14 protein-coding genes, 1 tRNA gene and 1 pseudogene are annotated in these 20494 nt (G+C 72.9%); 13 read left to right on the forward strand and 3 right to left on the reverse strand.

Annotated features, from left to right (window positions below):
* Positions 1 to 36 precede the first annotated feature (36 nt).
* From fdh to AC0I8G_RS17475, 4 genes and pseudogenes are all read left to right on the forward strand, one after another.
* Positions 37 to 3270: pseudogene (gene fdh, locus AC0I8G_RS17460) on the forward strand (formate dehydrogenase); the annotation flags it as partial.
* A 191-nt stretch (positions 3271 to 3461) separates the two neighbouring features.
* On the forward strand, positions 3462 to 4580 hold the full coding sequence (locus AC0I8G_RS17465; protein ID WP_471731064.1) for a 4Fe-4S dicluster domain-containing protein: 1119 nt from the start codon (positions 3462 to 3464) through the stop codon (positions 4578 to 4580).
* A 95-nt stretch (positions 4581 to 4675) separates the two neighbouring features.
* Positions 4676 to 5677 carry an NrfD/PsrC family molybdoenzyme membrane anchor subunit gene (nrfD, locus tag AC0I8G_RS17470; protein WP_471731107.1) on the forward strand — a complete coding sequence of 334 codons (1002 nt, stop codon included), beginning with the start codon at positions 4676 to 4678 and terminating at the stop codon, positions 5675 to 5677.
* Positions 5678 to 5695: 18 nt separating this feature from the next.
* On the forward strand, positions 5696 to 6550 hold the full coding sequence (locus AC0I8G_RS17475) for a formate/nitrite transporter family protein (RefSeq protein ID WP_471731065.1): 855 nt from the start codon (positions 5696 to 5698) through the stop codon (positions 6548 to 6550).
* On the opposite strand, the gene selD is transcribed toward AC0I8G_RS17475, so the two are convergent.
* A complete protein-coding gene (gene selD / locus AC0I8G_RS17480; protein ID WP_471731066.1) occupies positions 6551 to 7543 on the reverse strand; it encodes a selenide, water dikinase SelD in 993 nt (330 codons plus the stop codon).
* Positions 7544 to 7583: 40 nt separating this feature from the next.
* On the opposite strand from selD, the gene AC0I8G_RS17485 reads away from it, so the two are divergent.
* The 4 genes from AC0I8G_RS17485 (at position 7584) to AC0I8G_RS17500 (ending at position 11927) form a co-directional block, all read left to right on the forward strand.
* Positions 7584 to 7679, forward strand: a tRNA-Sec gene (locus AC0I8G_RS17485).
* Positions 7680 to 7708: 29 nt separating this feature from the next.
* A complete protein-coding gene (gene selA, locus AC0I8G_RS17490; RefSeq protein ID WP_471731108.1) occupies positions 7709 to 8998 on the forward strand; it encodes an L-seryl-tRNA(Sec) selenium transferase in 1290 nt (429 codons plus the stop codon).
* A gap of 11 nt (positions 8999 to 9009) precedes the next feature.
* Entirely contained in the window at positions 9010 to 10785 is a 1776-nt protein-coding gene (selB, locus tag AC0I8G_RS17495) for a selenocysteine-specific translation elongation factor (RefSeq protein WP_471731109.1), read from the forward strand.
* Positions 10785 to 11927, forward strand: a complete 1143-nt coding sequence (locus AC0I8G_RS17500; RefSeq protein WP_471731067.1) for an anhydro-N-acetylmuramic acid kinase — start codon at positions 10785 to 10787, stop codon at positions 11925 to 11927. Before selB ends, AC0I8G_RS17500 begins: the two co-directional genes overlap by 1 nt.
* On the opposite strand, the gene AC0I8G_RS17505 is transcribed toward AC0I8G_RS17500, so the two are convergent.
* Together AC0I8G_RS17505 and AC0I8G_RS17510 are read right to left on the reverse strand one after the other, a co-directional pair.
* The gene (locus AC0I8G_RS17505; protein WP_328291765.1) at positions 11917 to 12321 is read right to left on the reverse strand and encodes a universal stress protein; all 405 of its coding nucleotides are present in this window, start codon (positions 12319 to 12321) and stop codon (positions 11917 to 11919) included. The two genes, AC0I8G_RS17500 and AC0I8G_RS17505, sit on opposite strands and share 11 nt — an antisense overlap.
* Before the next feature lie 15 nt (positions 12322 to 12336).
* Positions 12337 to 13737: a CitMHS family transporter gene (locus tag AC0I8G_RS17510; protein ID WP_471731068.1), complete on the reverse strand. Its 1401-nt coding sequence runs from the start codon at positions 13735 to 13737 to the stop codon at positions 12337 to 12339.
* Between the two features lie 151 nt (positions 13738 to 13888).
* Here AC0I8G_RS17510 and AC0I8G_RS17515 point away from each other — a divergent pair, with 151 nt between their 5' ends.
* The 5 genes from AC0I8G_RS17515 (at position 13889) to AC0I8G_RS17535 (ending at position 20490) form a co-directional block, all read left to right on the forward strand.
* A complete protein-coding gene (locus tag AC0I8G_RS17515) occupies positions 13889 to 15529 on the forward strand; it encodes a sensor histidine kinase (protein WP_471731069.1) in 1641 nt (546 codons plus the stop codon).
* Positions 15529 to 16224, forward strand: coding sequence for a response regulator (locus AC0I8G_RS17520; protein ID WP_328291762.1), 696 nt, complete (start codon positions 15529 to 15531; stop codon positions 16222 to 16224). Before AC0I8G_RS17515 ends, AC0I8G_RS17520 begins: the two co-directional genes overlap by 1 nt.
* A gap of 153 nt (positions 16225 to 16377) precedes the next feature.
* Positions 16378 to 17991 carry a putative bifunctional diguanylate cyclase/phosphodiesterase gene (locus AC0I8G_RS17525; RefSeq protein WP_471731070.1) on the forward strand — a complete coding sequence of 538 codons (1614 nt, stop codon included), beginning with the start codon at positions 16378 to 16380 and terminating at the stop codon, positions 17989 to 17991.
* A 149-nt stretch (positions 17992 to 18140) separates the two neighbouring features.
* Positions 18141 to 19646 (forward strand): methyl-accepting chemotaxis protein, encoded by a 1506-nt coding sequence (locus AC0I8G_RS17530; RefSeq protein ID WP_471731071.1) that lies wholly within the window; start codon positions 18141 to 18143, stop codon positions 19644 to 19646.
* A gap of 25 nt (positions 19647 to 19671) precedes the next feature.
* Entirely contained in the window at positions 19672 to 20490 is an 819-nt protein-coding gene (locus tag AC0I8G_RS17535) for a TrmH family RNA methyltransferase (RefSeq protein WP_471731072.1), read from the forward strand.
* The last annotated feature ends 4 nt before the right edge of the window (positions 20491 to 20494 follow it).

The raw sequence follows: 20494 nt of genomic DNA on the forward strand, positions 1-20494 counted from the left end.
TGCGCATCTCGAGATCGCGGGCGTAACCTCCCGTTCGTGGGCATCAAGACGTTCCTCGAGGGCTGGCCGGTCTACCGCCAGCTGACCGGTGACGACCCGTTGGGGCGCGGTGCGGCGTCGCAGTCGAACCGCTCGAAGTCCCTGACCCCCCGGACGGTCACGGCCGACCGGGTCGCGAAGTCCGTCTGCCCCTACTGCGCCGTCGGCTGCGGCCAGCGCGTCTACGTGAAGGACGAGAAGGTCGTCCAGATCGAGGGCGACCCCGACAGCCCCCACTCGCGCGGTCGCCTCTGCCCCAAGGGCTCGGCCAGTGAGCAGCTCGTGAACGGCGACTCCCGCCAGACGAAGGTCCGCTACCGCGCGCCCTACGCGAGCGAGTGGTCCGACCTCGACCTCGACACCGCCATGGACATGATCACCGACCGGGTGATCGACGCCCGCCGCCGCGGCTGGCAGGACCGCGACGAGCAGGGCCGCCGGCTGAACCGGACGATGGGGATCGCCAGCCTCGGTGGGGCCACGCTGGACAACGAGGAGAACTACCTCATCAAGAAGTTGTTCACGGCCATGGGCGCGATCCAGGTCGAGAACCAAGCTCGCATTTGACACTCCGCCACGGTGCCCGGTCTGGGTGCCTCGTTCGGTCGCGGTGGAGCCACCGGTGACCTGCAGGACCTGAGCAACGCCGACGTCATCGTCATCCAGGGCTCGAACATGGCCGAGTGCCACCCGGTCGGGTTCCAGTGGGTGATGGAGGCCAAGGCGCGCGGGGCCAAGGTGTTCCACATCGACCCCCGCTTCACGCGCACGAGCGCGCTCGCGGACACCTACCTGCCCATCCGCTCGGGCACGGACATCGTCCTGCTCGGGGCGATTATCAACCGCGTCCTGGTGCAGGAGCGCGACTTCCGCGAGTACGTCCTGGCCTACACCAACGCCTCGCACCTGGTCAGCGAGGACTTCCAGGACACCGAGGAGCTCGACGGGCTGTTCTCCGGCTTCGACCCCGAGACCCGCTCCTACGACACCAAGTCCTGGCAGTACGCGGGAGCGGAGGAGCACGGGGACGAGCAGGAGGAGACCGCCGAGTCGCAGGACAGCGAGTCGGGGCACTCCCTGGGTGCCGGCGGCGCGGCCGTGGACCACGAGAGCATCCAGCGCGACCCGACGTTGCAGGACCCGCGCTGCGTGTGGCAGGTCATGAAGCGGCACTTCGCGCGCTACACCCCGGAGATGGTCGCCGACGTCTGCGGCATCCCCACCGACCTCTTCGAGGAGCTCGCCGAGGCGTGGATCTCGAACTCGGGCCGGGAGAAGACGGGCGTGCTGGTCTACAGCGTCGGCTGGACCCAGCGCGGGACGGGCGTGCAGTACATCCGGGCCGGCGCGATCCTGCAGCTGCTGCTGGGGAACATGGGCCGCCCCGGCGGTGGCGTCATGGCGCTGCGGGGCCACGCGTCGATCCAGGGGTCCACGGACATCCCCACGCTCTACAACCTGCTGCCCGGCTACCTGCAGATGCCGCACGCCGAGCGGCACACGAGCCTGGCGGAGTACGTCGACTCCATCAAGGGCGACAACCAGAAGGGTTTCTGGGCCAACGCCGACGCCTACACCGTCAGCCTGCTGAAGGCGTACTTCGGTGACGCGGCGACGGCCGAGAACGACTACCTCTTCGACGAGCTGCCCCGCATCTCCGGCGACCACGGCACCTACAGCCAGGTCATGGACATGATCGAGGGCGGGAAGATCTTCGGGTACTTCCTGCTCGGGCAGAACCCCGCCGTCGGCTCCGCCAACGGTCGTGCCCAGCGCCTGGGGATGGCGAACCTCGACTGGATGGTCGTGCGCGACCTGGTCATGATCGAGAGCGCGACGTTCTGGAAGGACGCGCCCGAGGTCGAGACCGGGGAGATCGTCACCGAGCAGTGCCGCACCGAGGTGTTCTTCCTCCCCGCGGCCTCCCACGTGGAGAAGGAGGGCACCTTCACCCAGACGCAGCGGCTGCTGCAGTGGCGGGAGAAGGCCGTCAACCCGCCGGGGGACGCGACGAGCGAACTCTGGTTCTTCTACCACCTGGGCCGGCGGATGCGCGAGAAGCTCGCGAACTCCACCGACCCCCGCGACCAGCTGCTCCTGAACGTCGCGTGGGACTACCCCACCCACGGGGAGGAGCAGGAACCCAGTTCCGCGGACGTGCTGAAGGAGATCAACGGGTACGGGCCGGACGGTCTGCTCCCCGGCTACACGGCGCTGAAGGCGGACGGGTCGACGTCCAGCGGGTGCTGGATCTACTCCGGGGTCTACGCCGACGACGTCAACCAGGCCGCCCGGCGCAAGCCCGGGCGCGAGCAGTCGCTGCACGCTCCCGAGTGGGGCTGGGCCTGGCCGATGAACCGCCGCGTGCTCTACAACCGCGCCTCCGCCGACCCGGACGGGAAGCCGTGGAGCGAGCGCAAGGCCCTGGTGTGGTGGGACGCGGACGCCGGGCGCTGGGTCGGGGACGACATCCCCGACTTCGAGGCGACGAAACCGCCGTCCTACCGTCCCCCCCAGGGGGCCACCGGGGTGGAGGCCATCGCCGGTGACGACCCGTTCATCATGCAGAGCGACGGCAAGGCCTGGCTCTACGCGCCCAAGGGCGTCGTCGACGGCCCACTGCCGGCGCACTACGAACCGGCCGAGTCGCCCTTCCGCAACGCCGTCTACACCCAGCAGGCGAACCCCGCGCGGGAGATCTACACCAACCACCTCAACGAGGTGCACCCCTCTCCGCCGGAACTGGGCAGTCAGGTGTTCCCGTTCGTCTGGATCACCTCCCGCCTCACCGAGCACCACACCGCCGGCGGCATGAGCCGCTACCTGCCGTACCTCGCGGAGCTGCAGCCGGCACTGTTCATGGAGGTCTCCCCCGAACTGGCCCGCCTGCGCGGGTTGGAGCACCTCGGCTGGGCGCACGTCGTCACCGCCCGCGCGGTCGTCGAGGCCCGCGTCCTGGTGACCGACCGGCTGACCCCGTTGAAGGTGCAGAACCAGCTCGTGCACCAGATCTGGTTGCCGTACCACTGGGGTCAGGGTGGCCTGACGACGGGAGACGTCGTGAACGACCTGATGCACCTCACCCTGGACCCGAACGTGCACATCCAGGAGTTCAAGGCCGGCACCTGCGACGTCGTCCCGGGTCGCCGTCCGCGGGGTCCGGCGGTGCTCGACCTCATCGACGAGTACCGCGTCCGGGGCGGGGTGACGATGGCGTCGGGTTCGGTGGCGCGGACGTCCGACCTCATCGCCCGCGGTGGTCGCGGGGTGGCCGAGCTCGCGCAGGCCGGTGCCGACAACGTGGGTGCCGGACACGACGACGGAGAACTGGAACAGGTGTTGAGCGTGCGCCACGACGGCAGCGAGCCGAGGGTGCTCGATCCAGACCCCGCCGAGGGGCTCGACCCCGGGAACGAGGACCGATGACCGCCCTGGACGACCTCGCCGGCAGCCTGTACGGCCGCCTGGACGACCCGGCGCGCGACGCCGGCCACGAGGCGCCGCCGCCGCGGAAGGGGTTCTTCACCGACACCTCGGTCTGCATCGGCTGCAAGGCCTGCGAAGTGGCGTGCAAGGAGTGGAACGCCGTCCCCGAGGACGGCATCGACCTCCTCGGCATGTCCTACGACAACACCGGCGGGCTCGGCGCGGACTCCTGGCGGGCGGTGGCGTTCATCGAGCAGTCCCGGCCGGTCGTCGACGCGCTGCAGCAGGAGACGGTGTCCGCCGGGTTCGACGCCTTCGAGGAGGCGGCGCGACTCGGGACCGGGGTGCCCGGGGGGCAGCCGCTGGCGGACCGGGCCTACCAGAACTCCTCCCACGGCGGAGGCGGTGGCGGCTGCGGCGGTTCCTGCGGGTCCTCCGCCGCGGCGCCGACGGAGCCCGCGGCTCCGGCCGACACGAGCACGGGTCAGTTCCTGGGGATGCCGGGAATGCTGGCGCCCGCGCCGTTGCCGGACCGGGACGGCCGCCAGGACGTCCGCTGGCTGATGATGTCCAACGTCTGCAAGCACTGCACGCACGCCGCGTGCCTGGACGTCTGCCCCACGGGCGCCTTGTTCCGCACGGAGTTCGGGACCGTCGTCGTCCAGGAGGACGTCTGCAACGGGTGCGGCTACTGCGTCTCCGCCTGCCCCTACGGCGTCATCGACAAGCGGGAGAGCGACGGCCGGGCCTGGAAGTGCACGCTGTGCTACGACCGCCTCGGTGAGGACCAGACCCCCGCCTGCGCGCAGGCCTGCCCCACCGAGTCGATCCAGTTCGGTGACCTCGACGAACTCCGGGAACGCGCCGAGCGTCGTCGTCAGCAGCTCCACGACGTCGGGGTGACCGAGGCCCGGTTGTACGGCGAGAACCCCGAGGACGGGGTGGGCGGGGACGGCGCGTTCTTCCTCCTCCTCGACGAACCCGAGGTCTACGGCCTGCCGCCGGACCCGGTCGTCACCACGCGCGACCTGCCCTCCATGTACAAGCACATGGCCGCAGCCGCGGGGTTCATGGTGCTCGGTGTCCTGGCGGCCTCGGTGGGGCGGCGCGGGTGAACCCGAAACCGTCGCAGGAGACGCCGCACCAACCCGGTCAGCCGGGTTTCGAGCACGTGCCCGGGACCGACCCCATCGGTGGTCAGGCGGCGCGCATGTTCGGGGCCGAGATGGGGAAGCGGGAGAAGCGCAAGGGTCGGCGCGGCGACGTCAACGCCGTCGTCCCCGACGCGGAGTTCCGTTCCTACTACGGCCGCGCGGTGCTGAAACCCCCGGTGTGGACGCACGAGATCGCCTACTACCTGTTCGCCGGGGGTCTCGCGGCGAGCAGTTCGATGCTGGGTGCGGTGGCCGCGGCCCGGGGCGACCTCGCCGCCCGGCGCGCCTACCGGTTCACCGCCCTCGGCGCCGTCGGGGCCAGCGCCTACTTCCTCATCTCCGACCTCGGCCGTCCCGAGCGCTTCTACAACATGCTGCGGGTCGCCAAGCCGACGTCGCCGATGTCGGTGGGGACGTGGATCCTCACCGCCTACGGTCCGCTGGCCGGAGCCGCCGCCGTCTTCGAGGCGGCCCCGCTCCTGCCCCCACGTGGCGTCCTCGGCCTGGCGCGCAGGCTCGCTCCGCCCGCAGGTCACGTCCTCGGGGTCGGGGCGGCCCTCACCGCGCCCCTGCTGGCCACCTACACCGCCGTCCTCTTCGCCGACACCGCCGTGCCGAGCTGGCACGAACCGTTCCGGGAACTCCCCTTCGTCTTCGGTGGCAGCGCCCTCGGCGCGGGGGCCGGGGCCGGACTGCTGCTCGCCCCGCTGAGCCAGTCCGGTCCCGCCGCGCGCGTAGCGGTGATCGGTGCCACCGTGGAACTCGCTGCCGCGCACCGGATGGAGACCGCCCATGGGCTCGTCAGCGAACCGTTCCACCTGGGCCGACCCGGGAAGTTCCTCCGGGCCGCCCGCATCCTGACCGCCGCTGGAGCAGTCGGCGCGGTGCTCGGTCGCCGGTCCCGGATCGTGTCCGCCGCCGCGGGCGCGAGCCTGCTCGCCGGTTCGTTCCTGACCCGCATGGCCGTGTTCGAGGCGGGCGTCGCCTCGACCAAGGACCCCAAGTACGTCGTCGTTCCCCAGCGGGAACGCCTGGAGGCACGTCAGCGCGCCTCCTGAAACCTCGAGGAGCTTCGCATGGCGTTCAAGACGCCCGATCAGATCGCCGTCGCGGCGGTCGCCAGCGGCGAGAAGAAAGCCCACCTCCCCGTCTCGAAGATGCTCGTGGGCGGTTTCCTCGCGGGGGCCTACATCGCCTTCGCGGGGTTGCTGGCCGTGGACGTGACCGCCGGCCTCGACCCGAAGATCTGGGGCGGGGTGACGACCCTCCTCACGGGGGCGGTGTTCAGCCTCGGGCTCATCCTCGTGGTGATCGCCGGTTCGGAACTGCTCACGGGCAACATGGCCCTGGTCCCGATCGCCCTGCTCAGCCGCCGCGTCAGCCTCGGGCGGCTCGGGTTGAACTGGGGCGTCGTGCTCTTCGCCAACCTCCTCGGGTCCCTCTTCGTGGCTTACGTGCTGGCCGTGCAGACGGGGGTCATCGGCGCCGAGGGGACGGCGTCCTTCACCCGGCTCGCCGCCATCGCGACCGGCAAGGCCGTCACCGAGGACGACCTCACGATCTTCCTGCGGGCCATCGGCTGCAACTGGCTGGTCTGCCTCGGGGTGTGGATGGCCATGGCCGCCGATGACGTCGCCGGCAAGGTCCTGGCCATCTTCTTCCCCATCACCGCGTTCGTGGCGCTCGGCTTCGACCACGTCGTCGCGAACATGTTCTTCCTCCCCGCGGCCCACTGGGCCGGGGTTCCGGGCATCGGGTGGGGAAGCATCGTCCGGAACTGGATCTTCGCGGGACTGGGGAACGCCATCGGCGGTGGTCTGTTCGTCGGCGCCGCCTACTGGTTCCTCTACCTCAAGGGCAAGGACGACGCCCCGGCGGCCGGACCGGCGGCGACGTCGGACGCCTCCGGTACCGCGGGCGCGCCGCGCTGATCAGCGGACGACGAGCGTGGTCCCCGCCCGGGCGGGGACCAGTTCACCGATGACGGGGTAGCCGGGGACCTCGCCGGCGACGAGCAGGCCGCCGGAGGTCTGGGCGTCGGCGAGCAGGATGAGCTCCTCCTCGTCGAACCCCCCGGCCGAGAGGAACGGGCGGACCCAGTCCAGGTTGCGTCGGCTGCCACCGGGGACGAAACCGTCGGCCAACGACCGGCGCGCCCCGTCGACGTAGGGCACGGCGGCGGCGTCGACGACGGCGGTGACCCCGCTGGCGCGGGCGACCTCGTGCAGGTGGCCCAGCAGGCCGAAACCGGTGATGTCGGTCGCGCAGCGGGCTCCGGTGGCGAGCGCCGCCCGGGACGCGTCCGCGTTCAGCGTCGTCATCACCGCGACCGCCTCCTCGAAGACCTCGCCGGTCGCCTTGTGGCGGTTGTTCAGCACCCCGAGGCCGAGGGGTTTCGTCAGGGTGAGGGGGAGACCGGCCACGGCCGCGTCACCCCGGAGCAGCCGCTCGGGGTCGCCGATGCCGGTGACGCTCATCCCGTAGAGGGGCTCGGGGTTGTCGATGCTGTGGCCGCCGCCGAGGTGGCAGCCGGCGGCCGCGGCCACGTCGGCCCCACCGCGCAGGACCTCCCGGGCCAGTTCGGGCGGCAGGACGTCACGGGGCCAGCCGAGGAGGTTGACCCCGACCAGCGGTGTCCCGCCCATCGCGTAGACGTCGGACAACGCGTTCGTCGCCGCGATCCGGCCGAAGGTGTAGGCGTCGTCGACGACGGGGGTGAAGAAGTCGGCGGTCGCGATGACCGCCTGTCCACCGGCGATGCGCACGACGGCCGCGTCGTCGCCGACCCCCACGAGGAGGTCACCGGTCGCGGGCCCGGTGAGGCCCTCGACCATCCGTTCCAGCTCGCCGGGCGGGATCTTGCACGCGCACCCCCCGCCGTGGGCGTACTGGGTGAGCCGAACCGCCGCGTCCGTCGTCGTCACGCGGCCCACGGTATGACAGGGTGTGCTCGCGTGCTGCCGGGGAGGCGTACGGGTGCCTGGTGGCCCCCGCGGTCTTCAACACCGACGTGACCGAGCACCTCGGTCAGGTGGGTTCGATTCCCATCCGCCTCCGCCACGCAGCCCCGGGGTAGGTTCTGTCTCGTGCTGCCCGACCACCGCCGGACCGTCCCCCGCACCGACGCCGTCCTCGCCGATCCGCGGGTCGACGCGGCCGTGCGCACCCTGGGGCGCGACGTCGTCAAGGACGTCGTGCGGGGCGTGCAGCAGCGGGTGCGCTCCGGGGAGGCGCCGGCCGAGGACGTCGTCGGGCTCGTGCTGGCGGGGTTGCCCGCGGCGGGGACGACCCTGCGCCGCGTCCTCAACGCCACCGGCGCGGTCCTGCACACCAACCTGGGGCGCGCGCAGCTCTCCGACGCCGCGGTGCAGGCCGTCGTCGCCGCGGCCGGGGCCACCGACGTCGAGATGGACCTCGCGACCGGCCGCCGCGCCCGGCGGGGCCGGGGCACGATGGCGGCGCTGCAGGCCGCGGTCCCCGCCGCCGGTGACGTGCACGTCGTGAACAACGGCGCGGCGGCGCTCGCGCTGGTCGCGACGGCCCTGGCCGCGGGCAAGGAGATCGTCGTCAGCCGGGGCGAACTCGTCGAGATCGGGGACGGCTTCCGGTTGCCGGACCTGCTGGAGTCCACCGGCGCCCGGTTGCGGGAGGTCGGTACGACGAACCGCACCTCGCTCGCCGACTACCGGGCAGCCGTCGGGGAACGGACGGGGTTCGTCCTCAAGGTCCACCCGTCGAACTTCGTCGTCACCGGGTTCACCGCGGGCGTCGAGGCGGCCGAGCTCGCCGGGCTGGGAGTTCCCGTGGTCGTGGACATCGGGTCGGGGTTGCTCACCCCGGACCCGCTGCTGCCCCGCGAACCGGACGCGCAGTCCGTCCTCGCCGCCGGCGCCGACCTGGTCACGGCCTCCGGGGACAAGCTCCTCGGGGGACCGCAGGCGGGTCTGCTGCTGGGCGACGCCGAGCTCGTGGAGCGGTTGCGACGACACCCGCTGGCCCGCGCGCTCCGGGTCGACAAACTCACCCTCGCGGCCCTCGAGGCGACGCTGCGCTCGGTCGGGAACCCGACCGTGGGGGCCGTGCACGCCGACGTCGACGACCTGCGACGACGCTGCACCGCCGTGGCGGAGACGCTGTCCGGCAAGGGGATCGATGCCCGTCCCGAACCCTCGGTCGCCGTCGTCGGCGGCGGTGGCGCCCCGGGGGTGGAACTGCCGTCGTGGGTGGTGTCGCTGCCCCCGCAGCTCGTGGAACCCCTGCGGCTCGGGGAACCCGCGGTCGTCGGGCGCGTCGAGGGTGGGCGGACGTTGCTGGACCTGCGGTGCGTCCCGCCGGAGTCCGACGACGCCGTGGTGGCCGCTGTCCTGGCGCTGACGTGATGTCGGACGGGATGCACGTCGTCGCGACCGCGGGGCACGTCGACCACGGGAAGTCCAGCCTCGTCCGGGCGCTGACCGGACGGGACCCGGACCGTTACGCGGAGGAGAAGCGCCGCGGCCTGACCATCGACCTGGGTTTCGCCTGGAGCGACCTGCCCGGGGCGGGGGCCGTGGCGTTCGTCGACGTCCCCGGGCACGAGAAGTTCGTCCCCACCATGCTCGCCGGGGTCGGTCCCGTCCCGGTCGTGGTGTTCGTCGTCGCCGCCGACGGCGGGTGGATGCCGCAGTCGGCCGAGCACCTCGCGGCGCTCGACGCGCTGGGCGTCCGGCACGGGATGCTCGTGGTCACCCGCGCCGACCTCGCCGACCCGGGACCCGCGCGGGCCCGGGCCCTGGCCGAACTGCGCGCCTCCAGCCTGGGGGAGGTCCCCTCCGTCGCGTGCAGCGTGGTGACGGGGACCGGGTTGGACGACGTGCGCCGGGTCCTCGCCGACGTGCTGTCGCGGGTGCCGGCGCCGGACCTCGCGGCGCCCGTGCGGTTCTGGGTGGACCGCAGCTTCTCCATCACCGGGGCGGGAACGGTGGTGACCGGGACGTTGTCGGCCGGTCGGATCGCGGTGGGCGACGAGCTCCAGCTCGGTGAGCGCAGGGTGCACGTCCGCGGGGTGCAGTCCATGGACCGCGACGTCGAGCGGGTCGGCGCGCTCGCGCGGGTGGCGCTGAACCTGCGGGGGGTGGACCGCCACGACGTGGGTCGCGGCGACGCCCTGCTGACCCCGGGGACGCACCGCCTCACCGACGTCGTCGACGTCCGGCTGCCGGGCACCGAGCCGCCCACCGACCTGCCCGCGCAGGTGGTCGCGCACGTGGGGTCCGCGGCCGTCGCGGTGCGGACCCGGCCGCTGGGCGTCGATGACAGCGGGGGCGGCGAGAACGTGCTGGTGCGGTTGCAGCTGCGGACGGCGTTGCCGCTGCGGGTCGGCGACCGGTTGCTGCTGCGTGACCCGGCCCGGCACACCGTCGTCGGGGCGGGGACGGTCCTGGACGTCGACCCGCCGCCGCTGAACCGTCGGGGGGCGGCCGCCGCGCGCGCCGCCGACCTCGCCGGGGTCCGGGGACCGGACGCGGCCGGGGAACTGCGCCGGCGGCGGGTGGTGCGGGGTGAGCACCTGCGGTCCATGGGGGTCGCGCCGACCGGTGCGCCGGTGACCGGGGACTGGTACGTCGACGCGGGGTACTGGACGGACCTCGGGCGCCGGTTGCGCACCGTCGTGACCGAGGTCGCGACGGCCAACCCCCTGCAGCCCGGTCCGACGCTGGAGCAGGCCCGGCGGCTGCTGGGGCTCCCCGCCCTGGAACTCGTCGAGGCGCTCGTGTCGACGCCGTTGCGGGTCCACGACGGACGCGTGGTGGAGCGGACCTCGGACCTGCCCCCCGCGGTGGAACGCTCGGTCCAGCTCGTCCTCGCCGACCTGGCGCGGGAACCCTTCGCGGCCCCCGACGTCGAGCGGCTGCGGGAACTCCGGTTGGGTCGTTCGGAACTCGCCGCGGCCGTCCGGGCGGGGCGCCTGGAACGGGTCGCCGAGGGGATCGTGTTGGCCCCGGGGTTCCGGGACCGGGCCGTCGGGGCGCTGCGGGCGTTGCCGCAACCGTTCTCGATGAGCGACGCCCGGCGGGCGCTGGGCACCTCGCGTCGGGTGGCGGTGCCGGTGCTCGAGTCCCTCGACGCGGCGGGGCGGACGGTCCGGGGCACCGACGACCGGCGGCGGCTGGAGGGGAACCCGTAGTGCGCGTCCTGGGGATGATGTCCGGGACCTCCCACGACGGGATCGACCTCGCCGTCGTCGAGTTCACGCTCACCGGGGACGTGCTGCACGCCCGGCTGGGGGAGCGCCGCAGCGTGCCGTACTCCGCCGCGCTGCGCGCCGACCTCGTGTCGGCCCTGCCGCCGGGACGGACCGGGATGGCGGAGGTCTGTGCCCTCGACGTGCGGATCGGTCAGGAGTTCGCCGCCGCCGCGGCCGGGGTCGCAGAGGAGTTCGACGTCGTCTGCAGCCACGGGCAGACGGTGTTCCACTGGGTGCAGGACGGTTCCGTGCTGGGGACGCTGCAGCTCGGGCAACCGTCGTGGATCGCCGAGGCGACCGGGGCTCCCGTGGTCTCCGACCTGCGGACCGCCGACGTCGCGGCGGGTGGGCAGGGGGCGCCGCTGGTGCCGTTGCTGGACCAGTTGCTGCTCGCACCGTTCGTCGCGCAGGGACGGACGGCGGCCGCGCTGAACCTCGGCGGCATCGCGAACGTCACCGTCTGCGCGCCCGGTGCACCGACCCGGGCGTGGGACACCGGTCCCGCCAACGCTCTCCTCGACGCCGCGGCGGGCGGGATGGACCGCGACGGGGCGCTGGCCGCGGCGGGCACCGTCGACTCGGACCTGCTCGCGGAACTCCTCGCCGAGCCCTACTACCGGCGGGAACCGCCCAAGACGACGGGCAAGGAACTGTTCCACCCCGGCTACGTCGAGGGGTTCCGCCGGCGGCCGCTCGACACCGCCGACCTCGTCGCGACGCTCACCACGCTGACGGCCCGGACCGTGGCGGACGCCCTCCGCGGGGTGGACGTCGTCGTCGCCAGTGGTGGCGGGGTGCGCAACCCCGAGCTGATGCGCCGGCTCGCCGTCGAACTCGGCGTGGAACTCGGCGATGTGGAACTCGTGACCTCCGACGCGCTGGGCTGCCCGCCCGACGACAAGGAGGCCGTGGCCTTCGCCCTGCTCGGCTGGGCCGCCCTGCACGGCCTGCCGGGGAACGTGCCCACGTGCACCGGCGCGAGCGGCCCCCGGGTCCTGGGGCAGCTGACCCCGGGCCGGGCGGGCTGGCCGGTGCGGACCGCACGACCCACCTGGCCCACCCGGCTCGAGCTCAGGACTTGATCGTCACCACCGGGCAGGACGCCTCGCCGATGACCCGCTGCGCGATGCTGCCGAGCAGGAACTTCATGGTGGCCGAACGGCGGCGCACCGGGAGCACGACGACGTCGGCGCCGGCGGCGCTGAGGGCGATCAACTGGTCGGCGACGTCGGGGTCCGGGTCGTGCAGGCGCGCGGACACCCCGGCCGCGGCCGCGTCGACCTCGACGCTGCGGCGCAACGCCTGCGAGGCGTGCACGGGGGTGGAGGGCGCGTCGGAGGTGATCGGCACCGCCTCCAGTTCCAGGCCGAGGGCGCGGGCGCGTTCCAGGGCCCAGGCCAGGGCGGCGGCCCCTTCCGGGCGGTCGGTGACGGCGACGACGACGTTCTTCACGATCTCGTTCTCCACGGGGTCCACGGGTTTCTCCTGGTTTCAGCCGAGCGGGACGACGCCGAAGGCGACGGCCGTGGCGAGCATGACGAGGGACAGGACGACGGCCCGCCAGATCACCTTCTTGTGGTGGTCGGCGAGGTCGACCTTGGCGAGGGAGATCAGCAGCAGCATCGCCGGGACGAGCGGGGAGGTGAAGTGCACGGGCTGGCCGACGATGGAGGCCCGGGCCATCTCCACGGGGCTGATGCCGAACTCGGCCGCGGCCTGGGACAGGATCGGGAGCACCCCGAAGTAGAACCCGTCGTTGGACAGGAAGAACGTCAGCGGCATGCTCAGCACCGCGGTGATCGCCGCCAGGTGCGAACCCCACGCGTCGGGCACCACGTCGACGAGCCAGGTGGCCATCGCGGTGTCCATCTTCGACTCCGACAGCACCGCCGTCAGGACCGCCGCGGCGAAGACCATCGAGACGACCGAGACGATGCTCGAGGAGTGTTCCTTGACGCGCTCGACCTGCTGGGCGGGGTTGGGGAAGTTCACCAGCAGGGCCAGCGCGGCCGCCACCATGAACAGGAACGGCAACGGCAGGACGTCCATGCCCAGCAGGACCAGCAGCGCGACGGTGAGGACGGCGTTGAACCAGATGAGCCTGGGCCGCAGGGTGGGACGGTTCGGGTCCAGCGCCCCGCTGGTCATCCCGTCGTCGTCCGCGGACCCACCGGCCGAACCGCCACCACCGGTGCGGGGACGGCGATCACCCCCGGCCATCGCCAGTTCCCGGGACTCCACCGTCTCGGTCTCCTCGAGGGTCAGCTCGAGGCCCGCCTTGGCGAGGCGACGCTTCTCGCCGACGCCGAGGGCCCAGGCCATGAGGATCACCGCGACCATCCCCGCGAGCATGCTGGGGACCATCGGGTTGAACAGTTCCGAGGGCGAGACCCCCAGCGCCGTCGCGGCACGGACGGTCGGTCCGCCCCAGGGGACGATGTTCATGACGCCGGCCGACAGGTTCGCCACGACGGTCAGGACGACGGGGGAGAGCTTCAGGCGCAGGTAGAGCGGCAGCATCGCCGAGACGGTGATGATGAACGTCGTCGACCCGTCGCCGTCGAGCGACACGAGCGCCGCGAGGACGGCGGAACCGATGACGACGCGCACCGGGGAGTTCCCGCAGATCCGCAGGATCAGCCGGATCAGCGGGTCGAACAACCCGACGTCGATCATCAGGCCGAAGTAGACGATCGCGAAGAACAGCAGGGCCGCCGTGGGGGCGAACTCCTTGAGCTGGTCCATCACCGCGTCGCCGACGCCGACCCCGCTGCCCGCGAGGACCGCGAAGAACAGCGGGACGAGGATCAGGGCGACGACCGGGGTCAGTCGTTTGGTGAGGATGAGCGCCATGAACACGGCGACCATGCCGAAACCGAGGGCGACAAGCATCGTTGCTCCGTCTTCAGGGGTTGGTGTGACCCGGGCCACGCTAGGGGGAGCCCACCGCCCGGGACGGGTTGCGCGCCTTGCGCTCACGGGGTGCGTCTTGCGCGTGTTGTGCTCGTTGTGCTCGACCCGGGCCGGGGATACGGTCTGCGGTGTGGACCCCCGACGATGGCCGTTCAGCCGCCAGGTCCTGGCCGTCCTGCTCCTCCTCGTCGCGGTCGTCCTCGCCATCGGCTGCGGCGGGTCCCTCCTCCTGCTGCGCCAGCAGGCGGTGGAGGAGTCCCGCTCCCGCAGCCTCGACGTCGCCCGGACGCTGGCCGAGGACGACGCCGTCCGCGCCGCCGTGACCGCCGCCAGCGACGCCCCGCCGGCCACCGCCGCCGACCTCGCCGCGGGCACCGTGCAGCGCGAGGCCGAGGACGTGCGGCGGCGCACCGGGGCGTTGTTCGTCGTCGTCACCGACGACCGCGGGCTGCGCCTCGCCCACCCCGACCCCGGTCTGCTCGGGGCGCGGGTCAGCACGGACCCCACCCAGGCGCTGGCGGGCAACGAGGTCGTCACCGACGAGGTCGGAACGCTCGGGTCCTCCGCCCGGGCCAAGGTGCCCGTCTTCGCGCTCGACTCCGACCGCGTCGTCGGGGAGGTGAGCGTGGGCGTGGGGGCCGCGGCCGTCGCCGACCGGGCCCGCGACGCGGTCCTGCCCGCCCTCGCCGTCGCCGCGGGCGCGCTCGTCGTCGGCCTGCTCGGCGCCGGGTTCCTCGCCCGGCGGCTGCGCCGGCTGACCCTCGGACTGCAACCGGAGGAGATCGGCGGACTGCTCCAGGGTCACGACGCCGTCCTGCACGGCATCGCGGAAGGGGTCGTCTCCGTCGACCCCGCCGGTCGCGTCGTCCTCGCCAACGACGAGGCCGCCCGGCTGCTGGGGTGCGGGCTGCCCGCCGGCCGCGACGTCGCCGAACTCCCCGCGCCCGTCCGCGCCACCCTCGACGCACCCGCCCAGCTGCCGCGCCTCGCCGTCGTGGGCGAGCGGGCCCTGCTGCTCTCGGCCCGCCGCGTCGAACGGGAAGGCCGGTTCCTCGGCCACGTCGTCACCGTCGCCGACCGCACCGACGTCGAACTGCTCACCCGCCAGCTCGACGCCGTGCGCGCCGTCGGGGAGGTCCTGCGCGCCCAGCGCCACGAGTTCGCCAACCGGCTGCACCTGGTCTCCGGCCTCCTCGAGACCGGCCGCACCGAGGAGGCCGCCGGCTACGTCCGGACCCTGCTCGCGACCGGGCCCCTCGGCTCACGGGTCGAAGGCCTCGACACCGTCGTCGACCCCTACCTGCAGGCGTTCCTCGCGGCCAAGGCCGCGCACGCCCGCGAACGGCAGGTCGTCCTCGCCCTCGGCGACGTCGCGGTCGCCGGCCGGGTCGCCGACCCCGTCGACGTCACGACCGTGCTCGGCAACCTCGTCGACAACGCCGTCCGCGCCGCCGCCGGCAGCCCGCAGGCCCGGGTGGAAGTCGACCTCGTCCAGGACGGGACCGACCTCGTGCTCGCCGTCTCCGACTCCGGTCCGGGAGTTCCGGAAGTGCTGCGGGACAGCGTGTTCGAGACCGGGGTCACGACCGGGGACGGGGGGCAGGGGATCGGGCTGGGGCTGGTCCGCCAGGTCGCCCGGACCCGCGGTGGGGACGCCTGGCTCGCCCCGGCGGACCCGGCCCCGGCGATGGGGGGAGCGGTGTTCGTCGTCCGCCTCCCCGGGGCCCTGACCCTCGCCCCGCGCACCCGGACGAGCGAGGAGATCCGCTGATGCCCGGCGTCCTCGTCGTCGACGACGACTTCCGCGTCGCCTCCCTGCACGCCGGCTACGTCGAGGCCGTCGCCGGGTTCCACGTCGCCGGGACCGCGGGCTCGCTGGCCCAGGCCCGCGTCCTGCTGGAGCACCACCGTGCCGCCGGGACCCCCGTCGACCTCGCCCTCGTCGACGTCTACCTCCCCGACGGATCCGGCCTCGACCTGCTGCCCGACCTCGCCCCCGACTGCGACGCCTTCGTCCTCACCGCTGCGGGGGAGGCCGAGACGTTCCGCCGGGCCCTGCGCTCCGGGGCGCTCGGCTACCTGGTGAAACCCTTCGGCGAGGCGCTGCTGCACGGCCGGTTGCGCTCCTACGCCCGCTACCGGCGGGTGCTCGCCACGGCCGTCGAGCACGCCCAGCCGCTGGACCAGGACCTCGCCGACGCCGCCCTGCGCGCCCTGCACGCCGAGGCCGGCGCGGCCAAGAACGCCAGCGTCGCCGCGGGCGCGACCCGCGACCTCGTGCTGCGGGCCCTGGCCGAGGCCGCGGAACCCCTCTCGGCCGCCGAGGTCGCCGCCGCCACCGGCATCTCCCGCGCCACCGCCCAGCGCCACCTCGCCGCCCTCGACGGCGAGGGCCGGCTCGCGCTGCGGCTGCGCTACGGCGCGACGGGCCGACCCGAGCAGCGCTACGCCCCCCTGCCCTCCTGAGTCGCACCTGGCGTGCGCCCGTACGGGTGACTGCAGGGCCGATCGGGCTGGCTCGACAGGACGCGGCCAACCGGGTGAAGTAGACAGAACGTGTTCAACCGATGACGATGTGCAGTTAAGTGCCTCAAGCCCGGACAAGGGGAGGAACGCAGGATGAGCCGTTGGCCCTGGTCGGCCCGGCACCTGGCAGGAGACGACGTACGTACCCGCGTCGTCCCGTGGGCCGTCGTCTCGCCCCTCGTCGTCGTGGGCGTCGTCGCCCTCGTGCAGGTCGCCGTCGACGGACTACCGACCCTCTCCGGACTCCTCACGGCGCTCGCCGGCGGGATCGTGGCCGCGGCCCTGCTGCTCGTGCTCTCCCTGCAGACCGCCAACCGCCTCGACACCGAGGGACGCAGCCGGCAGGTGGAGCTCGACGCCGCCATGCGGCAGGCCCTGCACGACCCACTGACCGACCTCGGCAACCGGCAGTTGTTCACCGACCGGCTGCAGCACGCGCTGGCCCGTCGTGGTTCCAAGGCCTGCGCCGTCCTCTACCTCGACCTCGACGGCTTCAAGACGGTCAACGACACCCACGGCCACGCCGTCGGGGACATCGTCCTCGTCGAGGTGTCGCAGCGCTTGCGGACCGCCGTCCGTCCCGAGGACACCGTCGCCCGGTTCGGGGGGGACGAGTTCGCCGTCCTCTGCGAGGACCTGACCGACGAGCTCAACGCGAGCCGCATCGCCGACCGCGTCGTCAGTTCCATCTCCGACCGCCCGATCGACTTCGGCGAGGGCCACAAGCTCAACATCACGCCCAGCGTCGGGATCGCCCTGGCCCGCGACGAGGCCGACGCGTCGAAACTGCTGCGCCGCGCCGACGCGGCGCTGTACCGAGCGAAGGAGGGCGGCAAGGCGCGGTCAGAACTCTTCGACGAACGCATGCAGGCCCAGGCCGTCGACGCCATGCAGACCGAGGACGACCTCGCCCTCGCCGTCGAGCAGGGACAGCTGCGGCTGCACTACCAGCCGATCATCGACCTGCGCGACGGTCACGTGCAGGGGGTCGAGGCGTTGCTGCGCTGGCAGCACCCGCGTCGAGGTCTGTTGCAGCCCATCGACTTCGTCCCCATGGCGGAACGCAGCGGGCTGATCATCGAGATCGGGAAGTGGGTCATCGCCGAGGCGTGGCGGACCCTCGAAGAGTGGTACTCCACGATCGAGGACTGCCGGCTGACGATCGCGGTGAACGTGTCCCGCCGGCAGCTGGCGAACGCGGAACTCCTCGACGCCGTGGCCGCGAACCAGCCGACCGGTCCGGCGGGCAACGCACTGCTCGTCGAGGTGAGCGAGGACCTCCTCGTCGCCGACGCGAACGCGGGTTTCTCGACCCTGCACGCGCTGCGGATGATGGGGGTCCGCATCGCCGTCGACGACTTCGGCGCCGGGGTGTCCTCGTTGAAGCACCTGCAGTCGATGCCCATCGACCACGTGAAGGTCGACCGGCACTTCATCGCCGGCCTCGGCCGGCACCGCCAGGACGAGGCCGTCGTCGCCGGCATCATCGGCATGGCCAAGAACATGGGCGTCGGTGTCGTCGCCGAAGGTGTGGAATCGCACGAACAGCTGGAAGCGTTGCGCCGGCTGGGGTGCGACGCCGCACAGGGCTTCCTGCTGGGTCGTCCGAACCCCGAGGTGCGGGCCGTCATCGACCTGCCGCCGTCGCCGCGGCGCGAGCTGGAGACCAGCGCCGACGGCGTCGTCCCGACGCCCGTCGCGGGCTGAGCCGAAACGCTTCACCCGTACGTCCGAACCGCCGATGGACCAAGTGGAGGCGTCAGGTGGGCGCCAGGTGAAGGTGGGCGGTTGTGATGGCGGGTTCCCCGCGCAAGGGTGGTTCCCTGACCTCTGGCATCGTCGGGGCGGCAGGGTGCATGGGCGTCGTAGCCCTGGCCCTCGGGGTGACCGGTGTGGTGACCTCGCAGAGCCAAGCGGACCAGCTGCAGCGGCTGCACGACGGCGCGTTGGTCAGGCTGAACACCGTGCACGCCGTCGAACTGCTCAACGAGCAGGCCGGCGGGCTGAGTCTCGTCGTCCAGTACGTCCCCGGTTCCGAGTCCCTGGCCCCGCAGCTGACCCAGACCACCGCCGACCGCGCCGACGCGGTCACGAAGCTGCAGGGTCTGACCTCGGGGGCCGACGCTGCGCTCGCCGCCGACCTGGCGACGCAGCTCGCCACGATGACCGAGCAGGGCTCGTCGGTCCTCGCCGCCACCGACGACGCGACCCGCACCACGGCGATCCAGGCGTACCAGGCGGCGCAGGCCGTCTTCAAGACCGACGTCGCCACGCTGAACGAGCACGCCACCACGGCCGTCGACGCCGCGGTCACGAAGAGCCAGGATCAAGCGCGCACCACCCTCTGGGCCACGTTGTCCGTGCTGCTGGGCGGTTTCGCGATCTGTGCAGCCGTCACCGCCCGTGTCGTGCGCCGGGTGCGCGGCGACGCCAACCGCATCGCCGCGGTCGCCGAGGCCCTCGACCAGGGCGACCTGACCGTCTCCTCCGGCATCGAGCGGGGCGACGAGCTCGGTCGCATGGCCGCCGCCCTCGACCACGCCATCGCCCGGCTGCGTCAGGAGTTCTCCTCCGTCGCCGCCGGCGCCGAGAGCCTGGGACGTTCCTCGCGGGCCCTGGCCCAGGCGTCGTCGGAGTCCGCCGTGGCCTCCGACCGCGCGGGGTCCGAGGTGCGCTCGGTCTCGGGTGACATCTCCTCGGTGTCGACGAACCTGCAGGCCGTCTCGGCTGGTTCCGAGCAGATGGGTGCGGCGATCCGCGAGATCTCCGCCTCCGCCGCGGAGGCCACCGGCGTTGCGGCGCACGCGGTCCAGGTCGCCGAGGACACCACTGCGACCGTCGCCCGTCTCGGGGAGAGTTCCGCGGAGATCGGCAACGTCGTGAAGGTCATCACCGCGATCGCCGAGCAGACGAACCTGCTGGCGCTCAACGCGACGATCGAGGCAGCCCGGGCGGGGGAGATGGGCAAGGGGTTCGCCGTCGTCGCCGGTGAGGTCAAGGAACTCGCCCAGCAGACGGCCCGCGCGACGGAGGACATCTCCAAGCGGGTCGCGACGATCCAGTCCGACACGACCGGTGCGGTGACCGCGATCTCCTCGATCAGCGAGGTCATCGCGCGCATCAACGACCTGCAGACGACCATCGCCTCCGCGGTGGAGGAGCAGACCGCGACGACGTCGGAGATGTCTCGTTCCATCGGTGACGCCGCCCACGGCGCGGAGCGCATCACCTCCGGCATCGACGGGGTGTCGGCGGCGACGGACGCCACGGACCGCACGGTCGTCGCGACCCGCACCGCCGCCGACGAGGTGTCGGGTGTGTCCGAGCAGCTCCGCGCGCTGGTGGGCCGTTTCCGCCTCTGAGCACCGCGTCCGGTAGTTTGCCCGCGTGCCGCGGATCGTGTTGGAAGACCTCACCGATCCGCAGCACGCGGGTTTTCTGCGTGACTACACCCACCTCAAGGACGTGCAGCTGCGCGCGCGGCGCGAACCGGCCGAGGGGTTGTTCCTGGCCGAGGGCGTCGAGGTGATCCGCCGGGCGCTGGCCGCGGGGCACGTGCCGCGCTCGTTCCTGCTCTCGCAGGCCCGCTACTCCGACCTCGTGAACGTGCTGCCCGAGGACGCGACGGTGTTCGTGGCCCCCGTCGAGGCGTTCGCCGAGCTGACCGGGGTGGACCTGCACCGCGGGGCCATCGCGTCCCTGCAACGGCCCCCGATCCGGTCGGTGGCCTCGTTGCTGGCGTCCCTGCCGCCCGGACCGTCGCGGCTCGTGGTGCTCGAGGACATCGTCGACCACACCAACATCGGCGCGATCTTCCGGTCCGTGGCCGCGTTCGGCGTCGACGGGGTGGTCGTCAGCCCGCGCTGCGCGGACCCGCTGTACCGGCGCAGCGTGCGGGTGTCGATGGGCACCGTCCTGCACCTGCCGTGGGCCCGGGCCGGCTCCTGGCCGGGGGACCTCGCGCTGCTGCGCGAGGCGGGGTTCACCGTCGCAGCACTGGCGCTCTCGGACGATTCCGTCGACCTCGGCTCCTTCGCCGCGCCGGACCGGTTGGCGTTGCTGCTGGGGACGGAGGGCGACGGGCTGACCCGGCGGGCGGTCTCCGGGGCCGACGTGGTGGTCCGGATCCCGATGGACCCGCGGGTGGACAGCCTCAACGTGGCCGCCGCGAGCGCGGTGGCGTTGTGGGAGACGCGGCGGGCGTAGCGTG

It is taken from the genome of Kineococcus sp. AC630, assembly GCF_979255925.1.